Here is a 26039-nt window from a genome sequence, read left to right as displayed (position 1 = left end):
TGCAAAAGTCGCGCGGTGTCTCCCTCCGCTCGTCCGGGAGTTAAGCGGAAAATATTCCGCTCCGCAAGAAAATTTTTAGTAAATATTTATTGCGCTGCAGCGAGGCTTGGAGCACTCGATGGCACCTCGGCAGGAGAAAGGCAACTCTGCCGCCAAATCATGGTCGTAGGAATGATCACGCGCTTGGCATAATCACGTCCCGCCAGCCGCTCGAGCAGCAGGTCAACGGCCGTTTCGCCAATGCTTTCGCTGCGGATGCGAACGGTGGAGAGCGGCGGATTAAGGAATTGCGAGACGGGAATATCGTTGAAGGAGGCGACCGAGATATCCTGCGGGATGGAAAGACCGGCCTCCTGGAAGGCCCGATAGGCGCCGATCGCCATGTTATCGTTGGCCGTGACCACGACATCCGGCCGCTCGCCGCGCTCAAGCAATTGTTTTGCCAGCATATATCCGGTTTCGAGGCGCAGGTTCTGGCCCGTGTCGCAGATATTGCCGAGCACCAGACGATCCGGCTCGAACACGCCCTTTTCCTTGTGCCATTCGATATAGGCGCGGCAGCGCGTCTCCCCATGCGGCTCGGAACGTCCGTCGATATTCTCGTAGCTGCCGATGAAGGCGATGCGCCCGTAGCCAAGGCTTGAGAGATTGTCGAGCAGCTTGCGCGTCGTCTCGTTGAGATCGCTGTAGACGCTGTCGAGATCGTCGCGCTTCGGGTTGAAATCCGCAAAAACGAGGTTGCGGCAATTGTCCTGCAGCCAGTCGATTTCGCGCGGCGAATGCTTGCCGATCACGATCACGCCCGAAGCGCCTTGCAGGATGACCGGATCGGGAAGCTGGTCGTTGTGGTAGACCTTGACGATCTCGGTCTTCATGTCGCGGCATCGGTTCTCGATGCCGAGGCGTACGCCGATGTAATAGGGATCGGCCATTTCCTCTGAGGATTGCAGGAAATGCACCAGCACCAGCCGGGTCAGCGCAATATTCGAGGTGCTGAAGGGGGTGGCAGCCGCCACCCGGTTGCGATTGCGCGGCGTCTCGTAATTCAGCGCTTCTGCCGTCTCTATGACCGCCTGACGCTTGGCGGGCGAGATGGAAAGCGTCGGGTCGTAATTGAGGACGCGCGAGACCGTGGCAGCTGAAACTCCGGCGGCCTTTGCGATCTCCTTGATTGTGACCATGTTTCCCGCCTCAATCGCTCCGGCGCGGTCTATTTAGTAAAATTTTACTGCGCCATCTCTTCTTGATAGCGCAAAATCCCGGCATTGTCTGCCCCTTGAAACCGTTTCGTCACGGAGTTTTACTGCCGTGCCGTCAGACTGCGTTTTATTGAGCCGGCTGCATTGCGCCCGCTTGCCGGCCGATCCTGGCTTCGAGGCTGGTGAAGCCCTGGTGAATGAAGAGCGCGAGGAGGGCGACCACCAGGCCGCCTTGCAGGACAAAGGCCGTGTTGTTCGAGATCAGCCCGGCAATGATGACCTCGCCGAGTGTCTTGGCCGCCACGGTGGAGCCGATAGTCGCGGTGCCCAGCGAAATCACCGCAGTCAACCGGATGCCGGCGAGGATAATTGGCAGGGCTAGCGGAAGCTCGACACTGATCAGTCTTTGGGTATCCGTCATGCCGACGCCGCGCGCGGCTTCCTGGACAGAGTGTGGGACGGTCGTCAAACCGGTCAGGGTGTTTTCGAAAATCGGCAGCAAGCCATAGAGAAACAGCGCGATCAGGGTCGGGATGGGGCCGAAGCCGAAAACGGGCACCGCAAGCGCCAGCACCGCGACAGGCGGAAAGGTCTGACCGATATTGGCGATCGAGCGGGACAGCGGCAAGAACTCGCGGCCCGCGGGCCGGGTGACGAGAACGGCAAGGCCGATCGAGACGATGGCCGCTGCAAGCGTCGCGACCCCAACCATGGCAAGGTGGCTGAGCGTGAGCGCCAGAAGGCTCGACTGGGTGTAAATCGCCGGCGCGCCATTCGCCGCAAAGGGCTGGAAGACCGGCCGGAACGATTGCGGCGTGAGCAGAAACGCCACCAGCAGCACCAGAAGAAGAAGGCGAATGAGGGCGGAGCCTTTCATTGCGGCTGTCCCGCGCGCGCCATGAGCTTTTCGCGTGTCACGCGTCCGACGATTGCCCCGTCCCGAAGAACCGGCAGCGCCGCGCGGCCCGACCACAGGGCTTCCGAAAGCGCATCCTTGAGCGACGCCTGCGCGCCGATGGGCTCTCCCGAAGCCTCACCCGGCTCCAGCAGGTCGACGACCGGCGAGAGCGACAACAGGCGGAAGGCGCGGTCAGCTCTGCCGGCAAGGTCTGCCACGAACGCAGTTGCCGGATGCGCAATCAGCTCCGCCGGGGCCGCGAATTGCAACAGCTTGCCCTTGTCCATGACGGCGATGCGGTGGCCCAGCCGGATGGCCTCGTCCATGCCATGGGTAACGAGAACGATCGTCGTGGCAAAACGGCGCTGGATCTCGATGAGGTCCTCCTGCGCCTTGCCGCGAATAATCGGATCGAGCGCACCGAAGGGCTCATCCATCAAGAGAACCGCCGGTTCGGCGGCAAGCGCGCGGGCCACGCCGATGCGCTGCTGCTGTCCGCCGGAGAGTTCATGCGGCATGCGGGCGCGAAACTGGCTTGGTTCCAGATGAAACAGCGCCAGCAGCTCGTCCACGCGGCTCTCGATGCGCTTCTTGTCCCAGCCGAGCAGCTTCGGCACGGTCGCAATGTTTTGCGCCACCGTGCGGTGGGGAAACAGGCCATAGCCCTGAATGGCATAGCCGATGGCGCGGCGGAGCTCGTGCCCGGGAAGATCGCGATTGTCGCGTCCGTCGATCAGGATCGTCCCGCTGGTCGGTTCCACCAGACGGTTGATCATCCTGAGAAGGGTCGTCTTGCCGGAGCCGGAGGTGCCGACCACGGTGACGATCTCGCCGCTCCCGATTTTCAGCGAGACGTCGTCGACGGCGCGAATACCCTCATAGACTTTGGTGATCCCGTTGATTTCAATCATGCCTCTGCTCTCCGATTGAAGCGCCCTGCGTCCTTCAAGACGCATAAGGGACGCTCCAAGCTATTGAATCTACTCATCGTGTCTTTCGAAAAGCGATTTCGATTTTCGCGCCGATGCGCTCGTCATGGGTCGTGTCATCTCCACGGCCGCATCGAGCACGATGGCGGCGGCAAAGGCGAGGGCGACCGTGGGCAGCGCGCCCAGCAGCACGAGATCCGTGGCCGTCTGGCTGATGCCCTGAAAGACGAATGTGCCGAAACCGCCGCCGCCGATCAGTCCAGCCAGCACGGCAAGGCCGAGGTTCTGCACCAGCACGATGCGGATTCCGGTGAGGATGACGGGGAAGGCGAGGGGCAGTTCTATCTCCATAAAGCGCTGACGCGCCGTCATGCCCATGCCGCGCGCAGCATCCCGCGCCTGGACGGGCACGCTTTCGAGGCCAGCCACGGTGTTGGAGACCATGGGCAGGAGCGAATAGGCAAAGAGTGCGACAAAGGCGGGCGCAATCCCGATTCCGGCGATGCCGATCGCAGATGCGCCGGGCACATGCGCGCCGATCCAGGCCAGCGGTGCAATGAGCAGGCCGAACAGTGCCATCGAGGGAATGGTTTGCAGGATGTTCAGACTGTTGAGGAGCGCGGCGCGAAGCGGCCGCACCCTGACACAGAGGATGCCGAGCGGAATGCCGACGACAGCCGCCGCCGCGAGCGAACCGGCCGCAAGGAAAAGATGGACGCGCGCCTCCCGCCAGAAGACATCGGCCCGGTTGGCATATTCGCGCAGGATGGAGAGCGCATCGCAGGCGCCGGACCACAGAAAGAGCCAGAGCGCGCCGCCGATGAGCGCCAGCAGGGCAAGCCGCCCGAGGGGCGGCATCCTCAGCCGCACGGCCGCATCGGCCAGCGCGATGGCGAAGGCGAACGCGGCGAACCAGAAGCCGCCGCCTGGCGCGACACGGGCGTAAGTGTTGCTGGATGGGGTCAGATAGACTCCCGCCCGCCCGATGGCGAACGCGAGAAGCACCAGGGTCAGGACGGAAACGGAGAGGCGGAGCGGCGACGGCGTGCGCAGCAAGAGAAGGACGCTTGCCACGACGATCAATCCCAGCACGATCTGTGATTCCAGCGGCGGCAACGCCGACAGAAGCCCGACGGGCTTTGCCGCCACGATGCGGTTGGCGCGGAAAAGGCAGAAAGGCTGCAGCGCGAGACCCGCCGCGACAATCGCGGCAAGCAGAACGCCGAGCCTGTCCAGCCCGGCACCGCGCCTCGTGGTCGCCTGCAAATCGAAACCTGCCGACATTCAAACCGCCCCATCTGTTCCGATGGTCATCAGCGCGACCAACGGGCCCATCATCTTACTTGACGAAGCCCTTCGAGGACAGGAAATCGGCAGCCACTGCATTCGCCGGCTCGCCGCCGACCTGAACGCGACCGTTCAACGTCTGGAGCGTCTGAAGATCCAGCGCCTCGAAGATCGGCTTCAGGATATCGGCAATCTTCGGATATTGCTTCAGCTTCTCCTCGCGGATGATCGGTGTGGGCAGATAGACCGGTTGCACACCCTTGTCGTCTTCCATCACCTTCAGACCGGACGGCGCGATGCCGCCATCGGTGCCGTAGACCATCGCGGCGTTCGCGCCCGAGGTCTGCTGTGCGGCCGCCGAGATCGTGGCGGCCGTGTCGCCGCCGGACAGCGTGATCAGCTGATCGGGTTTCATCTTGAAACCATAGGCCTTTTCGAAGGCGGGAAGCGCTGAAGGTGACGTCACGAATTCGGAGGAGGCCGCGAGCTTCACCTGACCACCCTTGGCGACATAGGCGCCGAAGTCGGAGAGTGTCGAAAGCTTGTTGGCATCCGCCACATCACCGCGTACCGCGATCGCCCAGGTGTTGTTGGCCTTGGCAGGCGTCAGCCAGACGATCTTGTTGGCGTCGTAATCCAGTTCCTTCGCTTTGGCATAACCCTCGTCGGCCTTGTTCCAGACCGGAAGATCGCCCTTGTTGAAGAAGAACGCGGCGTTGCCGGTATATTCCGGATAGATATCGATCTGCCCCTGTGTGATCGCCTGGCGGACGATAGGTGTTGCGCCCAGCTGGATCTTGCTTTCCACCGGGATATTATTCGCCTTCAGGGCCTGCAGGATGATATTGCCGAGCACCCCGCCCTCCGTATCGATTTTAGACGATACGACAACGCTGTCGGCCGCCATGGCCTGCATGGATGCGAATGCTGCAAAAGCCAGCGTGCCGGCCAGTTTGAAAAGCCTGTTCATGAATGGTCCCCTGTTCAATGAATGTGACTGCTCCCAGAACGCCAGTGCTGCGCTCTTTGTAGACGTGCGCGCATCATCGCCCTCAACGTGACAATGGCCCATGGCCGCGAATGTTCCCGCGACAGACCTTGCCGTATGAGATTCCCTAAAGCCCACCCCTGCCAATCTCTGTCAGGAGCCGTTACGAACGGCGACCGCGATCCGTTCAGTCCCGGCGGTCAGTTTCTCATAAAAATGAAAAGCGGCTTCGTGAGAGTGTTTGCTGCATTGCAACATTTGCATGGCTGCAATGCAGCAAAAGCGCTGGCGGTCGAGCCGGCCCCGGGTTAAATTTATCTCATTGAAGCGCGGCACCTCCTCCCGCCCGCTTCGAGCTTCAGGCCTTCTCTCCTCCCGAAGGGCCTGAAAATAGAGCAGCGGCACTCCTCCTCCCAGTCGCTGTTCTGAATTTCGAAAGCCTGCCGCACCTCCTCCCGCGGCAGGCTTTTTCGTTTCTGGCTCCCTTAAAACTCCGTTCGAACCAAAACATCACGTCCGTGAATCAGTCTAAGCTTTTGGATTCATAAGTCTCATTGGACGCGGGAGTCGTGATCGGCGACTCTTGGTCAATGACCACGATCTCAGACGATATCTATCTGGAACGGCGCGATCCGGCCAAAAACATGGCACGCTTCTACATGCTCTCCATCGAACCGACACTGTTCGGCGATGTGCGGCTGCGGCGGCATTGGGGGCGGATCGGTACGCGGGGCCAGGTCAAGCTGCATGATTTCGCCAAGCGGGAAGAGGCGGCAGCACTTCTTGCGCGACTGCTCAGGGCCAAGCGCCGGCGCGGCTATGGCGAGGCATGAGCGAGCACGAAAAAGCCTGCGCGGGATTTTTGTCCGCGCAGGCTTCTGTCTTCGATCAATCGATCAGGCGAGCGAGACGCGCTTGCCGGTCTTGGCGCTTTCGAGCGCGGCATCGGCGAGCTGGAGCGCCTTGAGACCGTCCGTGCCGGTCGGGCTGATGGCAGCGCCATCCACGATGGCCGCGATGAAGGCGGCGATCTCGTTGGCGTAAGCCTCCGTGTAGCGCGTCATGAAGAAATCATGCAGCGGCGGGCGGGTATAGCCTTCGCCATTGGCGATCTCGATGGAAACGGCGCGCTGGTTTTCGGCCGAAACGACGCCCTTCGAGCCATGCACTTCGATGCGCTGGTCGTAGCCATAGGTGGCGCGGCGCGAGTTCGAGATGACGGCCTGCTTGCCGGACTTGGTCTCGAGAATGACGGTGACGCTGTCGAAGTCGCCGGCCTTGCCGATTTCCGGATCGACCAGAACTGCGGCATGGGCGGAGACGGAAGCCACCTCTTCGCCGAGCAGGAAGCGCGCCATGTCGAAATCATGGATCGTCATGTCGCGGAAAATGCCGCCGGAACGCTTGATGTATTCGACCGGCGGAGCGCCCGGATCGCGCGAGGTGATCGTGACCATTTCGACCGCGCCGATCTTGCCATCGGCAATCGCCTTGCGAACGGCCATGAAATGCGGGTCGAAGCGGCGGTTGAAGCCGACCATCAGCTTGCCCTTGGTCTCCTCGACCACCTTGATGCAGGCCTTGACCCGCTCAACGTCCAGATCCACCGGCTTTTCGCAGAAGATCGCCTTGCCGGCACGGGCAAAGCGCTCGATCAGGTCGGCATGCGTGTCGGTGGGCGTGCAGATGATGACGGCGTCGATATCGGCGGACTTTTCGATCTCCTCGATCGTGCGGACGTCACAGCCATAGGTCTTGGCAATCGCATTGGCGGCCTCGGCGAAGGGATCGGCGACGGCGACAAGCTTGGCATCCGCATTGCCGGCGACTGCCTTGGCATGAACCTTGCCGATGCGGCCGGCGCCCAAGAGTCCGAATTTCACTGTCATGAGTGTGCTCCCGAAAATGTCAGTTTGTTGGCTGCAAAAGCCGGCGGAAGCGTGACGCGCTTTTCCGGAATTGCCGATCCGAAATGGAACGAAGATTTCATTTGCACGGTCATAAAGGAATGTCTGGTTTCAAACAACGGGTCTCGCATGAATTTTGGAAGAAGCAGTTGCCCAATTCCATTTTTGGCATAAACATTCCATCATTGGAGCGCCGCGCGTCCGTTCGGATGCGCAAAGGACGCTCCAACAGACAGGATCTACGTATCGCGCGAAGCACGATGCGTCAGGGGATACGGAGAACTGATTTGGCGGATATGAGCGAAGCGGCCGCTGTGCCGCCGGTGGATTTCGAGAGCCTGAAGGCCCAGGTGGTCGGCAACCATGTGAAGCTGCCGAAGCGGCTGAAGCAGGCCGCGGCTTATGCGCTCGAAAACCCGGACGAGATCGCCTTCGGCACGGCCGCGAGTATCGCCCAGGCGGCCTCCGTGCAGCCGTCTACACTCGTGCGGCTCGCTCATCAGTTCGGCTATGAGGGCTTCTCGCATTTCCAGACGATCTTCAAGGAGCGGCTTCGACTGCGTACGCCATCCTATGAAGAGCGGCTGACGCAGATCGAGAAATCCGGCGATCCGGCCCCGGAAGCCGCACTTCTGCATGGGTTCTTCGGCGCGGCCCGCTCCTCCATCGTCAAGATGGAAGAAGCGATCCGCGAGGAGGATTTCAAGCGCGCCATCGAGGTTCTGGGTGCGGCGGACACGATCTACCTGATCGCCAAGCGGCGCTCCTATGCGCTGACCGCGCATTTATCTTACGCCTTCTCCAAGCTCGGCATCCGCCACCAGATGGTCGCTTCCACCAATGGCGTGGACATGGAGACCGTGCAATTTGCGCGGCCCACTGATGCGGCACTAGCGATCTCCTTCTCGCCCTACGCCGCCGAAAGCCTCGAACATGCCCGCGCGCTGCATGCGCAGGGCGTACCGCTGGTCTCCATCACCGATTCCGCCTTCTCACCGCTCGCCTCTATTTCCACGCTCTGGTTCGAGGTGGCGGAGGCGGATTTCGCCGGCTTCCGGTCGCTTTCCGCCTCCATGGCGCTCACTATGGCCTTGTCTGTCGGCATCGCGGAATACCGTAGGCATGAACAGAATGCAGCAGAATAAATTTGGAATATAAATTCCGAATTGACAAGTTATTGGCTTTTGTGTTTCATCCGCCGCAACCGGCCTGAAGGCTGAAAAGAACAGAATGTGGAGGATCGAATGCCGCGCCTTTCCCCCGGCTTCAAGCCCGAGGCTGAGCTTGATGTCATCACCATCGGCCGCTCCTCTGTCGACATTTACGGCCAGCAGATCGGCGCGCGGCTGGAAGATACAGTGAGCTTCGCCCGCTCCGTCGGCGGTTGCCCCGCCAACATCGCCATCGGCACCGCGCGGCTGGGGCTGAAATCGGCGATCATCACCGGCGTCGGTGACGAACAGATGGGCTCCTTCATCAAGGAACATCTGGCCCGCGAGGGTGTCGAAACCAAGGGCATCAAGACCGATCCGGCGCGTCTCACGGCGCTGGTTCTGCTCGGCGTCGAAAACGACAAGACCTTCCCGACCATCTTCTATCGCGAAAACTGCGCCGACATGTCGATCAGCGAAGACGACGTGCGTGAGGACTTCATCCAATCCGCCCGCGCCGTGCTCGTCACCGGCACGCACTTTTCCAAGCCGAACACCGAGGCCGCGCAGAAGAAGGCGATCCGCATCGCCAAGGCGAACGGCGCGAAGGTGATCTTCGATATCGACTATCGCCCCAATCTCTGGGGCCTTGCCGGCCACCGGGCGGGCGAAGAGCGCTATATCGCCTCGGATGCCGTCTCGAGCCGTCTGAAGCCGGTTCTGGCCGAATGCGACCTCATCGTCGGCACGGAAGAGGAAGTGCTGATTGCCTCGGGCGAAGCCGATCTTCTCGCGGCGCTGCAGACCATCCGCGCGTCGTCGTCTGCCACCATCGTTCTGAAGCGCGGCCCGATGGGCTGCATCGTCTATGATGGCGAAATCCCGGACGATCTGGAACAGGGGATCGTCGGCCAGGGCTTCCCGATCGAGGTCTATAACACGCTCGGTGCCGGCGACAGCTTCATGTCCGGTTTCCTGCGCGGCTGGCTGAAGGGCGAGGCGCATGAGACCTCGGCCACCTGGGCCAATGCCTGCGGTGCCTTTGCCGTATCGCGCCTGCTCTGCTCGCCGGAAATCCCGAGTTTCACCGAGCTTCAGTACTTCCTCAAGCATGGCAGCAAGGAACGCGCGCTGCGCAAGGATGCGGATCTCAACCACGTCCATTGGGCCACGACCCGGCTTGCCGGCGAAATCCCGCTGCTGATGGCGCTGGCCATCGACCACCGCTCGCAGCTGGTCGATGTGGCCCGCGAACTCAACGTTCCCGAAGAGCGCATCCCCGCCTTCAAGCGCCTCGCGGTCGCCGCTGCCGCCCGCGTCGCCAAGGGGCGTCCGGGCTATGGCATGCTGATCGACGAGCGTTTCGGTCGCGATGCCTTCTTCGATGCGATGAAGCAGAATTTCTCCTGGATCGGCCGTCCGGTCGAGCTTCCGGGCTCGAAGCCGCTCAAGTTCGAATTCTCGCAGGATATCGGCTCCCAGCTCGTTGCCTGGCCGCTCGAACATTGCATCAAGTGCCTGTGCTTCTATCATCCGGACGATCCGGCGGCACTCAAGGCCGATCAGCAGGAGAAGCTGAAGAGCCTGTTCGACGCCGCCCGCAAGGTGGGCCGCGAGTTGTTGATCGAAATCATTGCGGGCAAGAATGGCCCGCTGAACGATGACACCATTGCGAGGGCGATGCGCGAGCTTTACGATCTGGGCATTAAGCCCGACTGGTGGAAGCTGGAGCCGCAGGCATCCGAAACGGCCTGGGCGAAGATCGAGGCCGTGATTGCCGAGCACGATCCCTTCTGCCGCGGTATCGTGCTGCTAGGGCTCGAAGCCCCGGCGGCGGAGCTGGAAAAGGCCTTTGCCGCGACACTGGTTGCGCCCTCGGTCAAGGGTTTCGCGGTCGGCCGCACGATCTTTGCGGATGCGGCGCGGCAATGGCTTGGCGGCAAGATGGATGACGAGGCTGCGATTGCTGATATGGCGGCGCGGTTCGAGGGGCTGACCAAGGCCTGGCTGAAGACGCGCGGCCTGAACTAAGTCAGGTTGAACTGAACAAGAAAATACCGGGAGGCCAACATGGGCAAGACGATCAGGCTGACGATGGCGCAGGCCCTCGTGAAGTTTCTTTCCAGCCAGATGACGGTGATCGATGGCGTCAAGCAGCCGATCTTTGGCGGTTGCTGGGCGATTTTCGGCCATGGCAATGTCGCCGGCATCGGCGAGGCGCTCTATCAGGCGCGCAACGGGTTCCCGACCTATCGCGCCCATAACGAGCAGTCGATGGCGCATTCGGCGATCGCCTATGCCAAGGCGAATTTCCGCCGCCGCTTCATGGCCTGCACCACCTCCATCGGCCCCGGCGCACTGAACATGGTGACCGCCGCCGGTGTCGCCCATGTCAACCGCCTCCCGGTCCTCTTCCTGCCCGGCGACGTCTTCGCCAATCGCGCGCCGGACCCGGTTCTGCAACAGATCGAAGCTTTCGGCGACGGCACGGTGTCGGCCTCTGACGCCTTCCGCCCCGTGTCGCGCTATTTCGACCGCATCACCCGGCCCGAGCAGATCATCACGGCCCTGCGCCGCGCCATGCAGGTTCTGACCGACCCCGCCGATTGCGGCCCGGTGACGCTGTCGCTCTGCCAGGATGTGCAGGCGGAGGCCTTTGATTATCCGGAGAACTTCTTCGAGGAGCGCGTCTGGACGACCAACCGCCGCATCCGCCCCGACGAGACAGAACTCGCCAATGCCATCGCGCTGATCTCGGCGGCGAAGAAGCCGGTCATCGTCGCCGGTGGCGGCGTGCTCTATTCGCTGGCGAGCGATGAACTCACCGCCTTCGCCGACAAGCACGGCGTTCCGGTTGTCGTGACGCAGGCCGGCAAGTCGGCGATCGACGAGCGCCACCCGCTGGCGCTGGGCTCGGTCGGCGTGACGGGGACCTCTGCCGCCAATGCGATTGCCGAGGAGGCCGATCTGGTCATCGGCATCGGTACGCGCTTCCAGGATTTCACCACCGGTTCCTGGGCGCTGTTCAAGAACGAGGACCTGAAAATCCTCTCGATCAATGTCGCGCCCATCGACGGTGGCAAGCATGGCGCGGAGCCGCTGATTGCGGATGCACGCGAGGCGCTGACGCTGATCTCGGAGAAGCTCGGCGACTGGCGCGCTCCTGCGGCGCTGGCTGACAAGGCCGATCTTGCCAAGGCAACCTGGATGAAGTCGGTCGAGAAGATGTTCTCCCCCGATTTCGTGACGGGCACGGGACTTCCCTCGGATGCGCAGGTGATTGGCGCCGTCACGCGCTCCATCGATCTTGAAAAGAGCATGGTGCTCTGCGCCGCCGGCGGTCTGCCGGGCGAGCTGCACAAGCTCTGGCCGGCGACGAAGCCGGGCAGCTATCACATGGAATATGGCTTCTCCTGCATGGGCTACGAGATTGCCGGGGGGCTGGGCGCCAAGATGGCGCGGCCGGAGCTCGACATCGTCGTCATGGTCGGCGACGGCTCCTACATGATGGCCAATTCCGAGATCGCGACCTCGGTCATGATCGGTCGCAAGATCACCGTCGTCGTACTCGACAATCGCGGCTATGGCTGCATCAACCGCCTGCAGATGGCGACCGGCGGGGCGAACTTCAACAACCTGCTGGACGACGCCTATCACGTTGTGCCGTCGAACATCGATTTCCGGGGGCATGCGGAATCCATGGGGGCGACTGCCGTCAAGGTCTCGACCGTCGCCGAGCTGGAACAGGCGCTGGCTGACTCCAAGTCGCACGACCGCACCTCCGTCATCGTCATCGACACCGATCCGCTGACGACGACCGGCGATGGCGGCCACTGGTGGGATGTCGCCGTGCCGGAAGTCAGCCCGCGCTCTGAGGTCAACAAGGCGCACGAAGCGTATAAGAAGGCGCTCGCCTTCCAGCGTATCGGCTAAACCTTTTAAAGGGAGCGGATGCCGCTCCCGCTTCTTTTCGAGGAGAATTTCATGAAAGCCAAACTCGGCATGTCCCCCATCGCGTGGTGGAACGACGACCTTCCGGACCTGTCCGACGACGTGTCGCTGGAAGAGTGCCTGCGCCAGTCCCGCTCTGCCGGCTTCACCGGCATGGAAAAGGGCCGCCGCTTTCCCGACGATCCGGCTGTCATGCTGCCGATCCTGCGCGCTGCGGACGTGACGCTCTGCGGCGGCTGGTTTTCCGGCACGCTGGTCAACGAAGAGCTTGCGGCCAACAAGGACCGCATCGCGCCGATGATCGAGCTGTTCAAGGCGGTTGACGCGCCCTGCATCGTCTATGGCGAAGTCGGCCGCTCCATCCAGGGCGACCGGTCCAAGCCGCTGGCCACCAAGCCCAAGCTCTCGGATGACGAGATGAAGGCCTATGCCCGCAAGGTCACGGAATTCGGTGAATGGTGCGCCGAGCAGGGCATGCCGCTCTCCTACCACCACCACATGGCGGCCGTGGTCGAGACCGAACAGGAACTCGACGCCTTCATGAAATATTCGGGCGAGGGGATTCCCCTGCTGATGGATGCCGGCCATCTGGCCTTTGCCGGCGGCGACGTGCTGCGCGCCATCGACAATCACCATGCCCGCATCAACCATGTGCATGTGAAGGACATCCGCCGCCCGGTCGTGGATGGTCTCGACCGCTCGAAGCAGTCCTTCCTCGATGCCGTGGCGCTCGGCGCCTTCACCGTTCCGGGCGACGGCTCGCTCGATTTCGGCGCAATCGTCCAGCGCTGCGCCGACTATGGCTATGAAGGCTGGTTCGTCGTCGAAGCCGAGCAGGACCCCAAGAAGGCGCCGCCGCAGAAGATGGCCGAGATCGGCCATGCCGAGCTGATGTGCGTGATGACGGCGGCAGGGTATGAGGTGGAAACGCAAGGGTTTCCGGTGAAGTGACGCACCCGTCTCCCGTCGGGGAGAAGGGGCATAGCAGACGCCCGCGGCAAGGCCCCCTCTGGCTGCCGCCATCTCCCCCACAAGGGGGGAGATGACTCGCTGCACCGCTGTCGCCCATTGTGGCTGCGCACGGTGCGGCAGGTTAACTTCCTCCCCCTTGTGGGGAGGGTTGGGGAGGGGCATTTTTTGAGGACAAAGGAGCAAGCCATGTCCAAACTTCTCGTCAAGCCGAAAGGCGATCATGGTCTGGTGACGAAGGTCACGCCGGAAAGTGCGGGCTGGACCTATGTCGGTTTCGAGCTGCACAAGTTGAAGGCCGGTGAAACGGTGTCCGCGGAAACCGGCGACCGTGAAAACTGCCTCGTCTGGATTTCCGGCTCTGCCACGGCGAAGGCTGGCGAGGAGAGTTTCGGCACACTCGGCGGCCGCAAGAGCCCGTTCGAAGGTGCGCCGGATGCGCTTTACGTACCGATGGGTTCCAGCTGGTCTGTGACGGCCGAGACCGATCTGGAGCTTGCCGTCTGCTCGGCTCCCGGTGGCGGAAGTTACACCGCCAAACGCATTGCGCCGGGCGCGCATCCGCAGATCACCCGCGGCAAGGGCTCCAACGTTCGCCTCGTGCATAATATCATGCCGGAAGACGACAATTCGGCGCATTCGCTGCTCGTCGTGGAAGTCATCACCCCGAACGGCAACACTTCGTCCTATCCCTCGCACAAGCACGATCAGGATAATCTGCCGAACGAGAGCTTCCTGGAAGAGACCTATTACCACCGCCTCAACCCGCCGCAGGGCTTCGCCTTCCAGCGCGTCTACACGGACGATCGCTCGCTCGACGAGGCGATGGCGGTGGAAGACGGCGATGTTGCTCTAGTGCCCAAGGGGTATCACCCTTGCGCGACCATCCACGGCTACGATCTTTACTACCTCAATGTCATGGCTGGCCCGAAGCGGGTCTGGAAATTCCATAACCAGCAAGAGCACGAATGGCTTCTGACACTTTAAGTCTCAGCTTTTGTTTTCGCCGAAAACAGGGCTGAGAAGAAAGGCGCAGAAGGCTATCAGCAGAAGATAGCCCAGCGCGAGAAGATGAGTCGCCTGCAGTGTCAGGCTGGCGACGCCCTCAAAGAAGTATCCGATGGCCGCAATCGGCGAAAAAGCAATGACCATCAACAGAGTTATCAATACCGCCCTAATGAAATAAAGTTCCAGCCGTTTCATGAATGAGCTCCCGCAACATAATTCATGTAATCCCGGTTTTTTATTTTTATTGATAACGAATAATTAACGTTAGCACGGAATGACCGTAGAAGTCGAGAGGCTGCGAATTTTCACTCTGATGTATGCGCGATTTTTCACGCCTCTAATCGACAGGGGACAGCTTGCAGGTACTTAAAAAGTTATATAGCATAATCATCAAGCGGTTTTCGCGGAGGAGGGCCCTTGTTCGGAGGGAATAAGCGCATGCCGTCTGCCGATCGTCTTTGAAGACAATTTTAAAGCTCGGTATTTCAATTGGAAGTCACGGGAGGAGTTCCATGAAATTCAAATTCTCAATTGCGGCCGCAGCCTGCGTTGCAGCGCTTGGCCTGTCCGCCGCGGTCGTAAAAGCCGAAGATGGGGTTCTGACCGTCGGAGCGACGCTCTCGACCACTGGTCCGGCCGCAGCGCTCGGCATTCCGGAAAAGAATGCGCTGACGCTCGTTCCGACCGAAATCGGCGGCCTCAAGGTGAAGCTGATCGTTCTCGACGATGCCGGTGATCCGACACAGGCGACTACGAACGCCAAGCGTTTGATCAACGACGACAAGGTCGACGTGATCCTCGGTTCTTCGACCACACCGCCGACGATTGCCGTTTCGGCTGTCGCCTTCGACGCCAAGGTCCCGCATTTCGGTCTCGGCCCGATGCCGGTCACGCCGGGCAAGGAGCGCTATACGGTGATCATGCCGCAGCCGGTGCCGCTCATGGCCGCCGGCATCTTCGACCACATGAAGAAGAGCGGTGTGAAGACGGTTGGCATGATCGGCTTTTCCGACAGCTGGGGCGATCTCTGGCTCGGTCAGTTCAAGGCCGCCGCAGACAAGTATGGGCTGAAGCTCGTTGCCGATGAGCGCTATGCCCGCGCCGACACCTCCGTCACCGGTCAGGTGCTGAAGCTGGTGGCCGCCAAGCCGGATGCCGTTCTCGTTGCCGCTTCCGGCACGGGTGCGGCCCTGCCGCAGTCGACGCTGCGCGAACGCGGCTACAAGGGCCTGATCTACCAGACCCATGGCGCCGTCTCGCAGGACTTCATCCGCATTGCCGGCAAGGCTGCCGAAGGCGTGATCATGGCTTCGGGTCCGGACATGCTGCCCGAGGGTCAACCGGACAGCGCGCTCACCAAGGCGCCTGGTCTCGCTCTGGTCGCCGCCTATGAGCCGAAATTCGGTCCGCGCAACCAGTTCGCCGGTCATCCGTGGGATGCGTTCGAAGTGCTGAAGCGCGTTGTTCCGGTCGCCTTGAAGAAGGCCAAGCCCGGCACGCCGGAATTCCGCGAAGCCATCGCCGATGCGCTGATCACCGAAAAGGATATCGGCGCCTCGCAGGGCGTTTATAACTTTACCGCCACGGATCGCTATGGCGTCGACGAGCGCGCCCGCATCATGCTCACCGTCAAGGACGGCAAGTTCGAGCTGATCAAGTAAGCCCGAAAACGTCTTCTGAAAATCGGACCCGGCCCTGCGCCGGGTCTCTTTCCGAATAGCTTCAATCGTGCAAGGCTGCAGCTCGCGGCATCTCTAAACCTGTGCCCGGAGGAGACAAAACTTGGATCTCACGATTCTGCTCTTTCTGGTGCAGGACGGCATCACCAACGGTGCGATCTACGCGCTACTCGGCTTCGCGCTGGTGCTGGTCTTTGCGGTGACACGCATCATCTTCATCCCGCAGGGCGAATTCGTCGCCTATGGCGCGCTGACCTATGCCATGCTGCAGGGCGGCCACGTGCCGGGCACCGCCTATCTGCTGCCGATCTTCGCCTTCGTGGCGCTTCTCTTCGATCTCTATGCCGAGCGCAGCCGCATCACCGGCACGTTCCTTCTCCGCCAGGGCGTCGAGAAGATCGTAGTGCCGCTGGCGCTTCTCCTCGCGGCCCGTGAGCTGGCCGGCGTATCCACCATCGCCAGCCTGGTTCTGACCGTGGCCATCGTGTCCGCACTCGGGCCGCATCTCTACCGCATTGCCTTCCAGCCGCTCGCCGACCGCAGCGTGCTCGTCCTGCTGATCGCCGCCGTTGGCACCCATCTGGCTCTCATGGGCCTCGGCCTCGTCTTCTTCGGCGCGGAAGGCCAGAAGGCCGATGCGCTGACGGACTTCTCCGTCGATCTCGGCCCGCTGCCGGTCAGCGGCCAGAACATCGCGGTTTATGCAGCAACCGTGTTGCTCATCGCCGGCCTCTACTGGTTCTTCGAGCGCACCGTGCAGGGCAAGGCGCTGCGCGCAACGGCCGTCAACCGTCTCGGCGCTCGCCTCGTTGGCATCCGCACGAAGGGCACGGGCAAGATCGCACTGGCGCTCGCCGCCGGCATCGGCGCGGTCTCCGGCGTGCTGCTGGCACCCATGACCACAATCTATTACGACACCGGCTTCGTCATCGGCCTCAAGGGCTTCGTCGCCGCCATCATCGGCGGGCTCGCCAGCTATCCGCTGACGGCTGCTGCGGCCCTTGCCGTCGGCCTGATCGAAAGCTTCTCATCCTTCTTTGCCAGCGACTTCAAGGAAGTCATCGTCTTCACGCTGCTGATCCCGGTCCTTCTGGTCCGATCCTTTGCCAGCAAACATACGGACGAGGAGGACTGAGCCATGACCAACCGTATCGCCCTCTGCCTCTTCGCCGCCATCATCATCCTGGCCCCGTTCGTTCCCGGCTTCCCGCCCTTCTGGATCATCCTGCTCGACAATATCGGGCTGGCGGCCATCGTCGCCATCGGCCTCGTCGTGTTGACCGGCGTCGGCGGGCTGACCTCCTTCGGGCAGGCGGCGCTTGCCGGTTTCGGCGCCTATTCGGCCGCCGTGCTCACCACGCAATATGGCTGGAGCCCGATTGCGACGCTTCCCGTGGCGCTCGCCGTTTCCGCACTCGCCGCTCTGCTTCTCGGCTTCGTCACCGTGCGTCTGGCCGGTCATTATCTGCCGCTCGGCACCATCGCCTGGGGCTTGGCGCTCTACTATCTCTTCGGCCAGCTGGAACTCTTGGGCCGCCACGACGGTATCAGCTCCATCCCGCCGCTCACCGTCGGCTCCGTCAGCTTCCACGAACCGGCGCGGCTGCATGCCGTGATCTGGGGCGCGCTGCTTATTTGTGGCATTGCCACGCTGAACCTGCTCGACAGCCGCGTCGGTCGTGCGATCCGGTCGCTGCGCCGCGGTTCGACCATGGCGGGCGCCTTCGGCATTTCGGCGAGCCAGGCCAAGCTCATCGTCTTCGTCTATGCCGCCGTGCTGGCGGGCCTGTCCGGCTGGCTCTACGCCTTCTTCCAGAGCGCGGTGACGCCGAGCCCGTTCAACCTGAATGCCGGTATCAGTTATCTGTTCATGGCGGTTGTTGGTGGAGCAGGGCAGGTCTGGGGCGCGATTGCCGGGGCCTTCATCATCACCGAACTGCGCGACGTCATCCAGCGCGTCATGCCGACGCTGATCACCGACAGCGCGCTCTATGAACCGATCGTCTTCGGCGTCCTGCTGATCGTGCTGCTGCAGGTGGCACCCGACGGCCTCTGGCCGCTGGTGCAGCGCATCCTGCCCGAGGCAAAGCCGCGCAGCATCCCGACTGATGCGCAACCGCTGACCGGCCGCGACATGCCGGTGCCACGCGGCAGCGAGATTCTGAAGGTGCAGGACGCCACCAAGAAGTTCGGCGGGTTGACAGCAGTCAACGCTGTCAACTTCGGCGTCAAATCCGGCGAGATCGTTGCCCTCATCGGCCCGAACGGCGCCGGAAAGAGCACGACCTTCAATCTGATCACGGGCGTCCTGTCCTTGAGTTCCGGTGCGGTCAGCTTCGCCGGCCAAGCGATCTCCGGCATTGGCCAGCAGCGGATCGCGGGACTGGGCATCGCCCGCACCTTCCAGCATGTGAAGCTCCTGCCGGACATGTCGGTTCTGGAGAATGTGGCACTCGGTGGACACCTGCGCGGCCGCAAGGACCTGCTCTCGGCGCTCATCCGCACCGATCGTGCCGAGGAGGCGGCCCTGTTCGCCGAGGCCGCGCGGCAGATTACGCGCGTCGGCCTTGCCGAACACATGCACAAGCCGGCCGGTAGCCTGGCACTTGGCCAGCAGCGCATCGTCGAGATCGCCCGTGCGCTGACGATGAATCCGTCGCTGCTTTTGCTCGACGAACCCGCAGCTGGTCTTCGCCATTTCGAAAAGGGCCAGCTTTCGGAGCTTCTTAGCCAGCTACGCTCGGAAGGCATGAGCCTGCTTCTCGTCGAACACGACATGGGCTTCGTCATGGGACTGACCGATCATATCGTTGTGCTCGATTTCGGCACCAAGATCGCCGAAGGGCCGCCGGATGTCATCCGCTCGCACCCCGCCGTTCTCGAAGCCTATCTCGGTGGTGCCGCCGAGCCCAAGCAGACGTCATCCACCGTTGCCGGAGGTGCCGAAGCATGAGCAAGCCTCTGCTTTCTCTCTCCAACCTCTCAGTTTCCTATGGCAAGGTCGAGGCCGTGCGCGGCGTCTCGCTGGAGGTCTTCGCCGGCGAGATCGTCACCGTCATCGGCGCGAATGGCGCCGGCAAATCGACCTTGCTCAACGCCGCGATGGGCATCCTGCCCGCGGTCGGCGAACAGACATTCGACGACGCTCCGTTCTACAGGCTGGAGGTCGAGGACCGTGTGGCCGCCGGCCTGTCGCTCGTGTCCGAGCGGCGCGAGCTTTTCTCCTCCATGAGCGTCGAGGACAATCTGCGCCTCGGTGCCGTGCGCTTCTCCGAGCGGGAGGCGCAGGCGCGCATGGCTGGCGTGTTTGACCGCTTCCCGCGCCTCAAGGAACGCCGCCGCCAGGAGGCCGGCACCATGTCCGGTGGCGAGCGCCAGATGCTCGCCATGGGCCGCGCGCTGATGGCTGGTCCTAAGGTGCTGATGCTGGACGAACCGAGCCTGGGCTTGGCCCCGCGCATCGTCGCCGACATCTTCACCATCATCGAAGACCTGCGCAAGGATGGCGTGGCGATCCTGCTGGTCGAGCAGAACGCGCGCGCCGCGCTCAACGCCGCCGACCGGGCCTATGTGATGGAGCTGGGCGAAATCACCATGAGCGGGAAGGCGGCGGATCTTGCCAACGATCCGCAGATCGAGCGGAGCTATCTCGGGCTGCATTGAAACAGCGGGGAGACGGTCGGTCTGGATCAAACCCGCGCGGTTGCCGAGATTCGCCACTTAGATCACGTCAGCGGAGCTCCTGAAGCGCGCATTGGGAATTCTTGCCTTTGGACAAAAGATCGACCTCTCTGACGAACTGCTTGAACTCAGGCAGAAGTCTATCATCTACGGCAATCTGGGCGCATTTGGACAGATCCTTGGCATCCATGACGCATTTACGGAAGGGGTCTGTAAAATACTTCATTTCGTACATGTTGGAGACCCATTTATAGGTAAATGAGTCCTTCTTCTGCAGGCCGTAGATGCTGAAAAGATTGATGTATCTAATTCTGGAAATCGCATCGGATGTGCCCGGCACCGTCATTCCATGCGCGAAGATGGCGTCGACAATCATGTTCAATGCATCTTTGTTGCCGCTCCTGGCCGACGGCCAGAGCTTCTTCCAGGCGCTGGCGCAATCGCGTCCAGCCAGGAATTTTTCTATTTTTTGACGATCGGACGGCCAATCGTCAGCCCGCGCATTGCTACAGCCCAAGGAAAGATAGATGCAGGCCAGACATAAAGCTAAAGCTCTCACGAAAAGTAACCCATTTCTACTTTTGCAACTTTGATAGTGGAACAATCATCAGTCTGGATTGACACGAGCATGGTGCGGATTGTGTTTCTAACTAAAGGACTTAGCGCAAACAACGCCCAACTCTCACGAGAGTATCTCGAAACATCACCCAACTGAAGCTGTGTTCACGCCACTCCCGGATTTTCCTGCCAGCTATGGCGCTCCCGGTGGCGCAAACCGCAAAGCCATCATTGCCGTATCCCTCTCGCCCACCTTGAATTCCCCGGAACTGACGCATCATATGGGCGTTACTGATCAATCACCGACCCCCTGATGAGGTCCCGCTACGCCCATGGATGCCGAGCAGCTTCTGAGCCCGCGACCGGAAGGGCTATACTGCCGCCCCGGCGGCTTTTACATCGATCCGGTGCGGCCGGTCGAGCGGGCGCTGATCACCCACGGCCATTCCGACCACGCGCGTCCCGGCCATGGCGCGGTTCTGGCCACCCGGCGGACGCTCGACATCATGGGGCTGCGCTATGGCGCGGATTTCTGTGGGACCGAACAGGCGGCGGCCTTCGGCGAGACGATCAACGTCAATGGCGTGACGGTCCACTTTCATCCCGCCGGCCATGTGCTGGGCTCTGCGCAGATTGCCGTCGAGATGAATGGCACGCGCATTGTCGTCTCCGGCGATTACAAGCGCTCGCCCGACCCGACGGCGGAGGCCTTTGAGCCTGTCCCCTGCGATGTCTTCATCACCGAGGCCACCTTTGGCTTGCCCGTCTTTCGCCATCCCGATCCGGACAAGGAAATGAGCAAGCTGATCGCCTCGCTGAAGCTCTTCCCCGAGCGCACGCACATGATCGGCGCCTATGCGCTCGGCAAGGCGCAGCGGGTCATCGCGTTGTTGCGCCGGCAGGGCTATGACGCGCCGATCTATATTCACGGCTCGCTGGACAAGCTCTGCCGCTATTATCAGAGCGAGGGCATCGATCTCGGCGATCTGCGTCCGGCCACGGTGGAGAAATCCGAGCGCGCCGATTATCGCGGCGCGGTGGTCATCGGCCCGCCATCTTCTTTTTCCGATCGCTGGGCGCGGCGCTTTGCCGAGCCGCTGATCGGCTTTGCCTCCGGCTGGATGATGGTCCGCCAACGGGTGCGCCAGCGCGGCGTCGAGCTTCCGCTGATCATCTCCGACCATTGCGACTGGGACGAGTTGACGGCGACGATCCGCGAGATCGCCCCGCGCGAAGTCTGGGTGACGCATGGGCGCGAGGAGGCGCTGGTGCGCTGGTGTACGCTGCAGGGTGTGGCCGCCAAGCCGTTGCATCTCGTCGGCTATGAAGACGAGGGCGATTGATGGAAGCCTTTGCCAATCTTCTTGACCGTCTTGTGCTGACGCCGCAGCGTAATGGCAAGCTGACGCTTCTGGCCGATTATTTCGCCACCACCCCGGACCCGGATCGCGGCTATGCGCTGGCCGCGCTGACCGGCACGCTCGAAATTCATCTGGTCAAGCCGGCGCTGATCCGCGAGCTGGTTCTGGAACAGATGGACTCGGAGCTTTTCCGCTATTCCTATGATTATGTGGGTGATCTGGCCGAGACCGTATCGCTCGTCTGGCAGGCGCCGGAGGGCGAAAAACCGGAGCCGCCGCGCCTGAGCGCCGTCGTCGAGGAGCTGAACGGCTTGAGCCGCAGCAATATCCGCACGCATCTGCGCGCGCTGCTCGACCGGCTGGATGCCAGCGGCCGCTATGCCTTCCTGAAGCTCGCCATGGGCAATCTGCGCATTGGCGTCTCCGCGCGGCTTGCCAAGCAGGCGCTCGCCCAGATGAGCGGCATCGACATTACCGAGATCGAAACACTGTGGCATGGGTTGGCCCCGCCTTACGTCGATCTCTTCGCCTGGCTGGAGGGAAGGGCGGGCAAGCCGATGCTGGCGACGCCCGCCATCTTCCATTCGGTCATGCTGGCGCACCCGATCGGCGACGATGACCTGAAGAAAATGGACCCCGCCGATTTCCTCGCCGAATGGAAATGGGATGGCATCCGCGTGCAGCTCTCCTCGTCGGGCACGCGGAAGAAACTCTATTCACGCAGCGGCGACGACATTTCCGAGACCTTCCCGGATGTGCTGGAGGCGGTGGATTTCGAGGGCGTCATCGATGGCGAGCTGCTGATCGGCGGCACCGCGCGTACCAATTCGCCGACGCTGACCTTTTCCGACCTGCAGCAGCGGCTTAACCGCAAGACGGTGACGCCGGCGCATCTCAGAGACTATCCCGCCTTCATCCGCGCCTATGATCTCCTCTTCGAGGGCGAAAGCGATGTGCGCGGCGAGGGGCTGGAGGTGCGGCGCGAACGGCTCGGCCACCTTATCGAGCGCGCCGCCCATGACCGCTTCGACCTCTCGCCCACCGTCCCCTTCGACAGCTGGGAAGGCCTGGAAAAGCTGCGGCTCGACCCGCCCGATCCGGTCATCGAGGGCGTGATGATCAAGCGCCGCGAGAGCCACTATCAGGCCGGCCGCGTCAAGGGCGAATGGTTCAAGTGGAAGCGCGACCCCTATCTCATCGACGCGGTGATGATGTATGCCCAGCGCGGCCACGGCAAGCGCTCCAGTTACTATTCCGACTTCACGTTCGGCGTCTGGACCGGGGAACCCGGCCAGGAAGTCCTCGTCCCCGTCGGCAAGGCCTATTTCGGCTTCACCGACGAGGAACTCGAAGTCCTCGACAAATTCGTCCGCAACAACACCACAGACCGCTTCGGCCCCGTCCGCGCCGTCCGCGCCGAGCCCGAGAAAGGCTTCGTGATGGAAGTGGCGTTTGAAGGCATCGCGCTGTCAAACCGGCACAAATCGGGCGTGGCGATGCGGTTTCCGCGGATTGCGCGGCTGAGGATGGACAAGCCGCCGATCGAGGCGGACCGGCTGGAGACGCTGATGGCGCTGGTGGGGGAGAGGTGAGGAAAATACCGTTCCTCTATTTCCTCGCAGTTCAACGACTTTTGCGAAGACAGCTATATCGCGTTTAATTCGGATCGAACTGTTGAAGCCATCTGATGTAAGCCGCAGCTTGGGAAACCATTAAGATCGCCAAGTCAAGCGGTGGTTGTGTAGGCTCCTCCGATCCAGGCTCATGCCTGTAAAAATGAGCGCCATCAATCCAACACTTAAAGGCTTCCAATTGCTTCAGCGAAACTTGCAGCGCTGGGCGTGCCCCGGCAAATTGCTTATCAATTATTGGCTTGAGGTACTTAGAAACTTCGGTCGAGCTTAATTGGTGGGCATTGGGGAACATCAACCGGAACAATCCTTCAGCGGCGAAAAATGCTGAGCGAATCGCGAGCTTTCCATCAGGTGGGATACTGTCTAGAGCTCTGAATGTGCGGTCAATTTGATCTCTAACCGCTTCGTATCTGGCACCGGCCAATGTGTGAATTGTTGAAGTCCGTGAGCGTTCAAATTCAGCATCTACCCTAAAGTGAACACCGCCAAGGTGATCAAGCGTATAACGGACATGCTCCTCATCAAATACTCTTTGGACCTCTCTCAGAAAACGGTCTCTGCTATCAAGTCGATTAGCGATGACAGTGATCGCATTGAGCACATCCCTAAGCTCAATTCTTGTGAAGGCCGACGGCCAGTAGTCTGCTGTTGCAGAGCCGCCCGCGTCGAGAGCGGTGCCAATTTCCCAGTTGAGCAGATCTCTAACATTCCCAGCGTGGAAAAAGAAGACTGCGCCGATTCTTCTTCTCATACGTGTGCTATCTTGTAGCAATTCCGCCGGGACTAAATAGAGTTGCGAGAATTTTTGACCGAATTCTGACTCTTTGCTCATTGTGATAATCCCGAGGGCGGCGCGTCTTCGCTAATTTACAATCTTAGGGCGTTAACTGGCAACCTCTATAACCGGTTTGGTCACAAACCTCTCCGTCATGCCGGACTTGATCCGGCATCCAGTGCGCGATGTCCATCGCGCGGAAGACTCTCTTACGAGGCACGCACGTTCATGAGTCCTTTCAGCCTGCAGACGCAGGCTGGCTGGATCCCGGATCAAGTCCGGGATGACGGCGTGTGGGGGAACGCCAATCGACGCATTGGCCGTTCTGGTGCATGGCCCTCACGGCAGCAGCAGATAGTGCGCGATATCCTCCCAATCCGGGTTCATCGCCTCGATCAGCTCCAGCTTCCATTTCCGCGGCCAGTTCTTGATAGCCTTTTCGCGCGCAATGGCATCTGTCACGAGATCGAATTCCTCAAACCATACCAATGTCTTGACGCCATAGGTCGAGGTGAATCCCGGTGTGACGTTGTTCTGATGTTCGTAAAGCCGACGTGGCAGGTCGCTGGTGACGCCGGTGTAGAGCGTTCCGTTGCGTTTCGAGGCGAGGATATACACATAGCCTTTCATGCTATGGTTGTATTCGAGGTTGTTTTGTGGTGCAATACGTGGACGGAGGTTGTCTGGACGCGACGCCTCTCCCATTCTCTCCGTCATGCCGGACTTGATCCGGCATCCAGCCAGCTCGCGTCTGCGAGCTGAAAGGACTTATTCCATGGGAGAAGAGTGCCCCGCGCGATTGACATCGCGCACTGGACACCGGCTCAAGGCCGGTATGACGGAGGATGAGGTTGGTGCGGCACCCGGCGTTGCCCTCATCCTCACCTCGTCAAACTATGCCGGGAAGCCCCCTCAAACCGTCGGCACTGTCCCCCCATCGATCACAAACTCAGACCCCGTGATGCTGCCGGCGCGGTCGGAGGCGAGGAAGGCGATGAGGTTGGCGATTTCTCCCGGTGTGGACGGTCGTCCGAGGGGGATGCCGCCGAGGGCGTTCATGATGATGCGTTTGCCCTCTTCGAGACCGACGCCGGCTTCAGCCCCGAGCCGCTCGGCGAAGCTGAGGGATGCCTCGGTTTCGATCCAGCCGGGCGAGACACGCACCACGCGGACGCCTTTGGGCGAGACTTCCTTCGACAGCGCCTTGCTGTAGGTGGAAAGCGCGGCCTTGGCCGCCGCATAGGCGGTCGTGGCCTCCGGCAGCGGCAGGATCCGCTGGATGGAGGAGACGTGGATGATGACGCCGCTTCCACGGGCGATCATACCGGGTAAGAGAGCGCGGTCGAGCCGCACCGCCGGCATCAGGTTGAGGTCCAGTTCCTGCGCCCACTCCGCTTCGCCGAGTGCGGCGAAGCCGCCGCTGGGCGACGACGAGCCGCCCAGCATGTGGACGATCACGTCCACCCCGCCGAGGCGATCCTGGACGGCGGCGGCGAGGCTGGCGCAGCCTTCCGCCGATGTCAGGTCCGCCGCGACGAACTCGACGCCCTCTTCCAGCGTTGCCGGTTTCGTCCGCGCGTTGGTCAGGACCGTGGCTCCGAGTTCGCGGAACAGCCGTACCGTTGCGGCTCCGGCCCCGCGCGTGCCCGATGTCACGAGCGCGCGCTTGCCTTCCAGATTGACGAAGGGGATCATGGCTTGATCTCCAGTTCGGCGATCTTGCCGTCTTCGAGCACGAAGAAATACCGCAGGTCGATCGGGCTGCCGGGGAAGTCGCCGGTGAGGTGGCTTGAAACCACCGTGCGATCCCCTTCCGCTGTCATGGCGAAGGGCACGACCGTGTAGGTGTACTTGGCCGAGGCTTCCGCCCTCCAGCGGCGGATGGCATCGCGGCCGCGATAGAGATTGTTTTCGTCCGTCACGACCGCGTTTTCGCTGAAGCTCGCCGCCACGGCGTCTGCATTCGTGTTCCGGTCGGCCTGGAAATAGGTGGCGATCGGCTCGGGTAGCTGGAAGTACATGTTTGGTCTCCTTGTTTCGCTTCTGTCAGTGCCGGGCTACAGC

The 26039-nt window shown here is 61.6% G+C and carries 25 protein-coding genes; 12 read left to right on the top strand and 13 right to left on the bottom strand.

Going from position 1 to position 26039, the window contains the following annotated elements; translation table 11 throughout:
- Positions 1-86: 86 nt before the first annotated feature.
- The 6 genes from LQK83_RS13050 to LQK83_RS13025 form a co-directional block, all read right to left on the bottom strand.
- Positions 87-1181 carry a LacI family DNA-binding transcriptional regulator gene (locus LQK83_RS13050; RefSeq protein ID WP_230837837.1) on the bottom strand — a complete coding sequence of 365 codons (1095 nt, stop codon included), beginning with the start codon at positions 1179-1181 and terminating at the stop codon, positions 87-89.
- 145 nt (positions 1182-1326) lie between these two features.
- Positions 1327-2076, bottom strand: a complete 750-nt coding sequence (locus tag LQK83_RS13045; protein WP_230837836.1) for an ABC transporter permease — start codon at positions 2074-2076, stop codon at positions 1327-1329.
- On the bottom strand, positions 2073-3008 hold the full coding sequence (locus tag LQK83_RS13040) for an ABC transporter ATP-binding protein (RefSeq protein ID WP_230837835.1): 936 nt from the start codon (positions 3006-3008) through the stop codon (positions 2073-2075). The genes LQK83_RS13045 and LQK83_RS13040 overlap by 4 nt, the downstream gene beginning before the upstream one ends.
- A gap of 69 nt (positions 3009-3077) precedes the next feature.
- Positions 3078-4310, bottom strand: coding sequence for an ABC transporter permease (locus LQK83_RS13035; RefSeq protein WP_230837834.1), 1233 nt, complete (start codon positions 4308-4310; stop codon positions 3078-3080).
- Between the two features lie 55 nt (positions 4311-4365).
- The gene (osmF, locus tag LQK83_RS13030; RefSeq protein WP_442966757.1) at positions 4366-5229 is read right to left on the bottom strand and encodes a glycine betaine ABC transporter substrate-binding protein OsmF; all 864 of its coding nucleotides are present in this window, start codon (positions 5227-5229) and stop codon (positions 4366-4368) included.
- A gap of 225 nt (positions 5230-5454) precedes the next feature.
- The gene (locus LQK83_RS13025; protein WP_230837832.1) at positions 5455-5706 is read right to left on the bottom strand and encodes a hypothetical protein; all 252 of its coding nucleotides are present in this window, start codon (positions 5704-5706) and stop codon (positions 5455-5457) included.
- A 185-nt stretch (positions 5707-5891) separates the two neighbouring features.
- Between LQK83_RS13025 and LQK83_RS13020 the strand changes: the two genes are divergently transcribed.
- Positions 5892-6134, top strand: a complete 243-nt coding sequence (locus LQK83_RS13020; RefSeq protein WP_230837831.1) for a WGR domain-containing protein — start codon at positions 5892-5894, stop codon at positions 6132-6134.
- A 63-nt stretch (positions 6135-6197) separates the two neighbouring features.
- Here the strand turns inward: LQK83_RS13020 and iolG are convergent, their stop codons facing one another.
- On the bottom strand, positions 6198-7190 hold the full coding sequence (iolG, locus tag LQK83_RS13015; RefSeq protein ID WP_230837830.1) for an inositol 2-dehydrogenase: 993 nt from the start codon (positions 7188-7190) through the stop codon (positions 6198-6200).
- 314 nt (positions 7191-7504) lie between these two features.
- Between iolG and LQK83_RS13010 the strand changes: the two genes are divergently transcribed.
- The 5 genes from LQK83_RS13010 (at position 7505) to iolB (ending at position 14266) form a co-directional block, all read left to right on the top strand.
- Positions 7505-8353 (top strand): MurR/RpiR family transcriptional regulator, encoded by an 849-nt coding sequence (locus tag LQK83_RS13010; RefSeq protein WP_230837936.1) that lies wholly within the window; start codon positions 7505-7507, stop codon positions 8351-8353.
- Positions 8354-8452: 99 nt separating this feature from the next.
- Entirely contained in the window at positions 8453-10390 is a 1938-nt protein-coding gene (locus LQK83_RS13005; protein ID WP_230837829.1) for a bifunctional 5-dehydro-2-deoxygluconokinase/5-dehydro-2-deoxyphosphogluconate aldolase, read from the top strand.
- Between the two features lie 39 nt (positions 10391-10429).
- Positions 10430-12292 (top strand): 3D-(3,5/4)-trihydroxycyclohexane-1,2-dione acylhydrolase (decyclizing), encoded by a 1863-nt coding sequence (gene iolD, locus LQK83_RS13000; protein WP_230837828.1) that lies wholly within the window; start codon positions 10430-10432, stop codon positions 12290-12292.
- Between the two features lie 51 nt (positions 12293-12343).
- Positions 12344-13261, top strand: a complete 918-nt coding sequence (iolE, locus tag LQK83_RS12995; protein WP_230837827.1) for a myo-inosose-2 dehydratase — start codon at positions 12344-12346, stop codon at positions 13259-13261.
- Positions 13262-13468: 207 nt separating this feature from the next.
- The gene (gene iolB, locus LQK83_RS12990; protein ID WP_230837826.1) at positions 13469-14266 is read left to right on the top strand and encodes a 5-deoxy-glucuronate isomerase; all 798 of its coding nucleotides are present in this window, start codon (positions 13469-13471) and stop codon (positions 14264-14266) included.
- A 3-nt stretch (positions 14267-14269) separates the two neighbouring features.
- Here the strand turns inward: iolB and LQK83_RS12985 are convergent, their stop codons facing one another.
- On the bottom strand, positions 14270-14482 hold the full coding sequence (locus LQK83_RS12985; protein ID WP_230837825.1) for a hypothetical protein: 213 nt from the start codon (positions 14480-14482) through the stop codon (positions 14270-14272).
- Positions 14483-14799: 317 nt separating this feature from the next.
- Here LQK83_RS12985 and LQK83_RS12980 point away from each other — a divergent pair, with 317 nt between their 5' ends.
- The 4 genes from LQK83_RS12980 to LQK83_RS12965 all read left to right on the top strand — a co-directional run bounded on the left by LQK83_RS12980 (position 14800) and on the right by LQK83_RS12965 (position 19629).
- Positions 14800-15948: an ABC transporter substrate-binding protein gene (locus LQK83_RS12980; RefSeq protein WP_230837824.1), complete on the top strand. Its 1149-nt coding sequence runs from the start codon at positions 14800-14802 to the stop codon at positions 15946-15948.
- Positions 15949-16069: 121 nt separating this feature from the next.
- Positions 16070-17101, top strand: a complete 1032-nt coding sequence (locus LQK83_RS12975) for a branched-chain amino acid ABC transporter permease (RefSeq protein WP_230837823.1) — start codon at positions 16070-16072, stop codon at positions 17099-17101.
- A 3-nt stretch (positions 17102-17104) separates the two neighbouring features.
- Positions 17105-18919, top strand: a complete 1815-nt coding sequence (locus LQK83_RS12970) for a branched-chain amino acid ABC transporter ATP-binding protein/permease (RefSeq protein WP_230837822.1) — start codon at positions 17105-17107, stop codon at positions 18917-18919.
- A complete protein-coding gene (locus LQK83_RS12965) occupies positions 18916-19629 on the top strand; it encodes an ABC transporter ATP-binding protein (RefSeq protein ID WP_230837821.1) in 714 nt (237 codons plus the stop codon). Before LQK83_RS12970 ends, LQK83_RS12965 begins: the two co-directional genes overlap by 4 nt.
- Positions 19630-19696: 67 nt before the next feature.
- Here the strand turns inward: LQK83_RS12965 and LQK83_RS12960 are convergent, their stop codons facing one another.
- Positions 19697-20206 carry a hypothetical protein gene (locus LQK83_RS12960; protein ID WP_230837820.1) on the bottom strand — a complete coding sequence of 170 codons (510 nt, stop codon included), beginning with the start codon at positions 20204-20206 and terminating at the stop codon, positions 19697-19699.
- Between the two features lie 331 nt (positions 20207-20537).
- On the opposite strand from LQK83_RS12960, the gene LQK83_RS12955 reads away from it, so the two are divergent.
- On the top strand, positions 20538-21548 hold the full coding sequence (locus LQK83_RS12955) for a ligase-associated DNA damage response exonuclease (RefSeq protein ID WP_230837819.1): 1011 nt from the start codon (positions 20538-20540) through the stop codon (positions 21546-21548).
- A complete protein-coding gene (locus tag LQK83_RS12950) occupies positions 21548-23158 on the top strand; it encodes a cisplatin damage response ATP-dependent DNA ligase (protein WP_230837818.1) in 1611 nt (536 codons plus the stop codon). Before LQK83_RS12955 ends, LQK83_RS12950 begins: the two co-directional genes overlap by 1 nt.
- A gap of 64 nt (positions 23159-23222) precedes the next feature.
- On the opposite strand, the gene LQK83_RS12945 is transcribed toward LQK83_RS12950, so the two are convergent.
- The 4 genes from LQK83_RS12945 to LQK83_RS12930 all read right to left on the bottom strand — a co-directional run bounded on the left by LQK83_RS12945 (position 23223) and on the right by LQK83_RS12930 (position 25996).
- Entirely contained in the window at positions 23223-24032 is an 810-nt protein-coding gene (locus LQK83_RS12945; RefSeq protein WP_230837817.1) for a hypothetical protein, read from the bottom strand.
- A gap of 282 nt (positions 24033-24314) precedes the next feature.
- Entirely contained in the window at positions 24315-24605 is a 291-nt protein-coding gene (locus LQK83_RS12940; RefSeq protein WP_230837816.1) for a GIY-YIG nuclease family protein, read from the bottom strand.
- Positions 24606-24887: 282 nt separating this feature from the next.
- Positions 24888-25670 (bottom strand): SDR family oxidoreductase, encoded by a 783-nt coding sequence (locus LQK83_RS12935; RefSeq protein ID WP_230837815.1) that lies wholly within the window; start codon positions 25668-25670, stop codon positions 24888-24890.
- Positions 25667-25996: a nuclear transport factor 2 family protein gene (locus tag LQK83_RS12930; protein WP_230837814.1), complete on the bottom strand. Its 330-nt coding sequence runs from the start codon at positions 25994-25996 to the stop codon at positions 25667-25669. Before LQK83_RS12930 ends, LQK83_RS12935 begins: the two co-directional genes overlap by 4 nt.
- Positions 25997-26039 lie beyond the last annotated feature (43 nt).

The sequence above is a fragment of the Rhizobium sp. C1 genome, assembly GCF_021026335.1.
Taxonomy (GTDB): Bacteria; Pseudomonadota; Alphaproteobacteria; order Rhizobiales; family Rhizobiaceae; genus Ensifer_A.
This window is presented reverse-complemented; position numbering and strand designations above follow the sequence as displayed.

What these genes read in the sequence shown, in the direction of transcription:
- LQK83_RS12985 (WP_230837825.1), bottom strand. Translation starts at nt 14,482, where the DNA reads ATGAAACGGCTGGAACTTTATTTCATTAGGGCGGTATTGATAACTCTG.
- LQK83_RS12955 (WP_230837819.1), top strand. Translation starts at nt 20,538, where the DNA reads ATGGATGCCGAGCAGCTTCTGAGCCCGCGACCGGAAGGGCTATACTGC.
- iolD (WP_230837828.1), top strand. Translation starts at nt 10,430, where the DNA reads ATGGGCAAGACGATCAGGCTGACGATGGCGCAGGCCCTCGTGAAGTTT.
- LQK83_RS13050 (WP_230837837.1), bottom strand. Translation starts at nt 1,181, where the DNA reads ATGGTCACAATCAAGGAGATCGCAAAGGCCGCCGGAGTTTCAGCTGCC.
- LQK83_RS12980 (WP_230837824.1), top strand. Translation starts at nt 14,800, where the DNA reads ATGAAATTCAAATTCTCAATTGCGGCCGCAGCCTGCGTTGCAGCGCTT.
- LQK83_RS13010 (WP_230837936.1), top strand. Translation starts at nt 7,505, where the DNA reads ATGAGCGAAGCGGCCGCTGTGCCGCCGGTGGATTTCGAGAGCCTGAAG.
- LQK83_RS12940 (WP_230837816.1), bottom strand. Translation starts at nt 24,605, where the DNA reads ATGAAAGGCTATGTGTATATCCTCGCCTCGAAACGCAACGGAACGCTC.
- LQK83_RS12965 (WP_230837821.1), top strand. Translation starts at nt 18,916, where the DNA reads ATGAGCAAGCCTCTGCTTTCTCTCTCCAACCTCTCAGTTTCCTATGGC.
- LQK83_RS12935 (WP_230837815.1), bottom strand. Translation starts at nt 25,670, where the DNA reads ATGATCCCCTTCGTCAATCTGGAAGGCAAGCGCGCGCTCGTGACATCG.
- iolB (WP_230837826.1), top strand. Translation starts at nt 13,469, where the DNA reads ATGTCCAAACTTCTCGTCAAGCCGAAAGGCGATCATGGTCTGGTGACG.
- iolG (WP_230837830.1), bottom strand. Translation starts at nt 7,190, where the DNA reads ATGACAGTGAAATTCGGACTCTTGGGCGCCGGCCGCATCGGCAAGGTT.
- LQK83_RS13040 (WP_230837835.1), bottom strand. Translation starts at nt 3,008, where the DNA reads ATGATTGAAATCAACGGGATCACCAAAGTCTATGAGGGTATTCGCGCC.
- LQK83_RS13045 (WP_230837836.1), bottom strand. Translation starts at nt 2,076, where the DNA reads ATGAAAGGCTCCGCCCTCATTCGCCTTCTTCTTCTGGTGCTGCTGGTG.
- LQK83_RS12970 (WP_230837822.1), top strand. Translation starts at nt 17,105, where the DNA reads ATGACCAACCGTATCGCCCTCTGCCTCTTCGCCGCCATCATCATCCTG.
- LQK83_RS12950 (WP_230837818.1), top strand. Translation starts at nt 21,548, where the DNA reads ATGGAAGCCTTTGCCAATCTTCTTGACCGTCTTGTGCTGACGCCGCAG.
- LQK83_RS13005 (WP_230837829.1), top strand. Translation starts at nt 8,453, where the DNA reads ATGCCGCGCCTTTCCCCCGGCTTCAAGCCCGAGGCTGAGCTTGATGTC.
- iolE (WP_230837827.1), top strand. Translation starts at nt 12,344, where the DNA reads ATGAAAGCCAAACTCGGCATGTCCCCCATCGCGTGGTGGAACGACGAC.
- LQK83_RS13020 (WP_230837831.1), top strand. Translation starts at nt 5,892, where the DNA reads ATGACCACGATCTCAGACGATATCTATCTGGAACGGCGCGATCCGGCC.
- LQK83_RS13035 (WP_230837834.1), bottom strand. Translation starts at nt 4,310, where the DNA reads ATGTCGGCAGGTTTCGATTTGCAGGCGACCACGAGGCGCGGTGCCGGG.
- osmF (WP_442966757.1), bottom strand. Translation starts at nt 5,229, where the DNA reads ATGCAGGCCATGGCGGCCGACAGCGTTGTCGTATCGTCTAAAATCGAT.
- LQK83_RS12930 (WP_230837814.1), bottom strand. Translation starts at nt 25,996, where the DNA reads ATGTACTTCCAGCTACCCGAGCCGATCGCCACCTATTTCCAGGCCGAC.
- LQK83_RS12945 (WP_230837817.1), bottom strand. Translation starts at nt 24,032, where the DNA reads ATGAGCAAAGAGTCAGAATTCGGTCAAAAATTCTCGCAACTCTATTTA.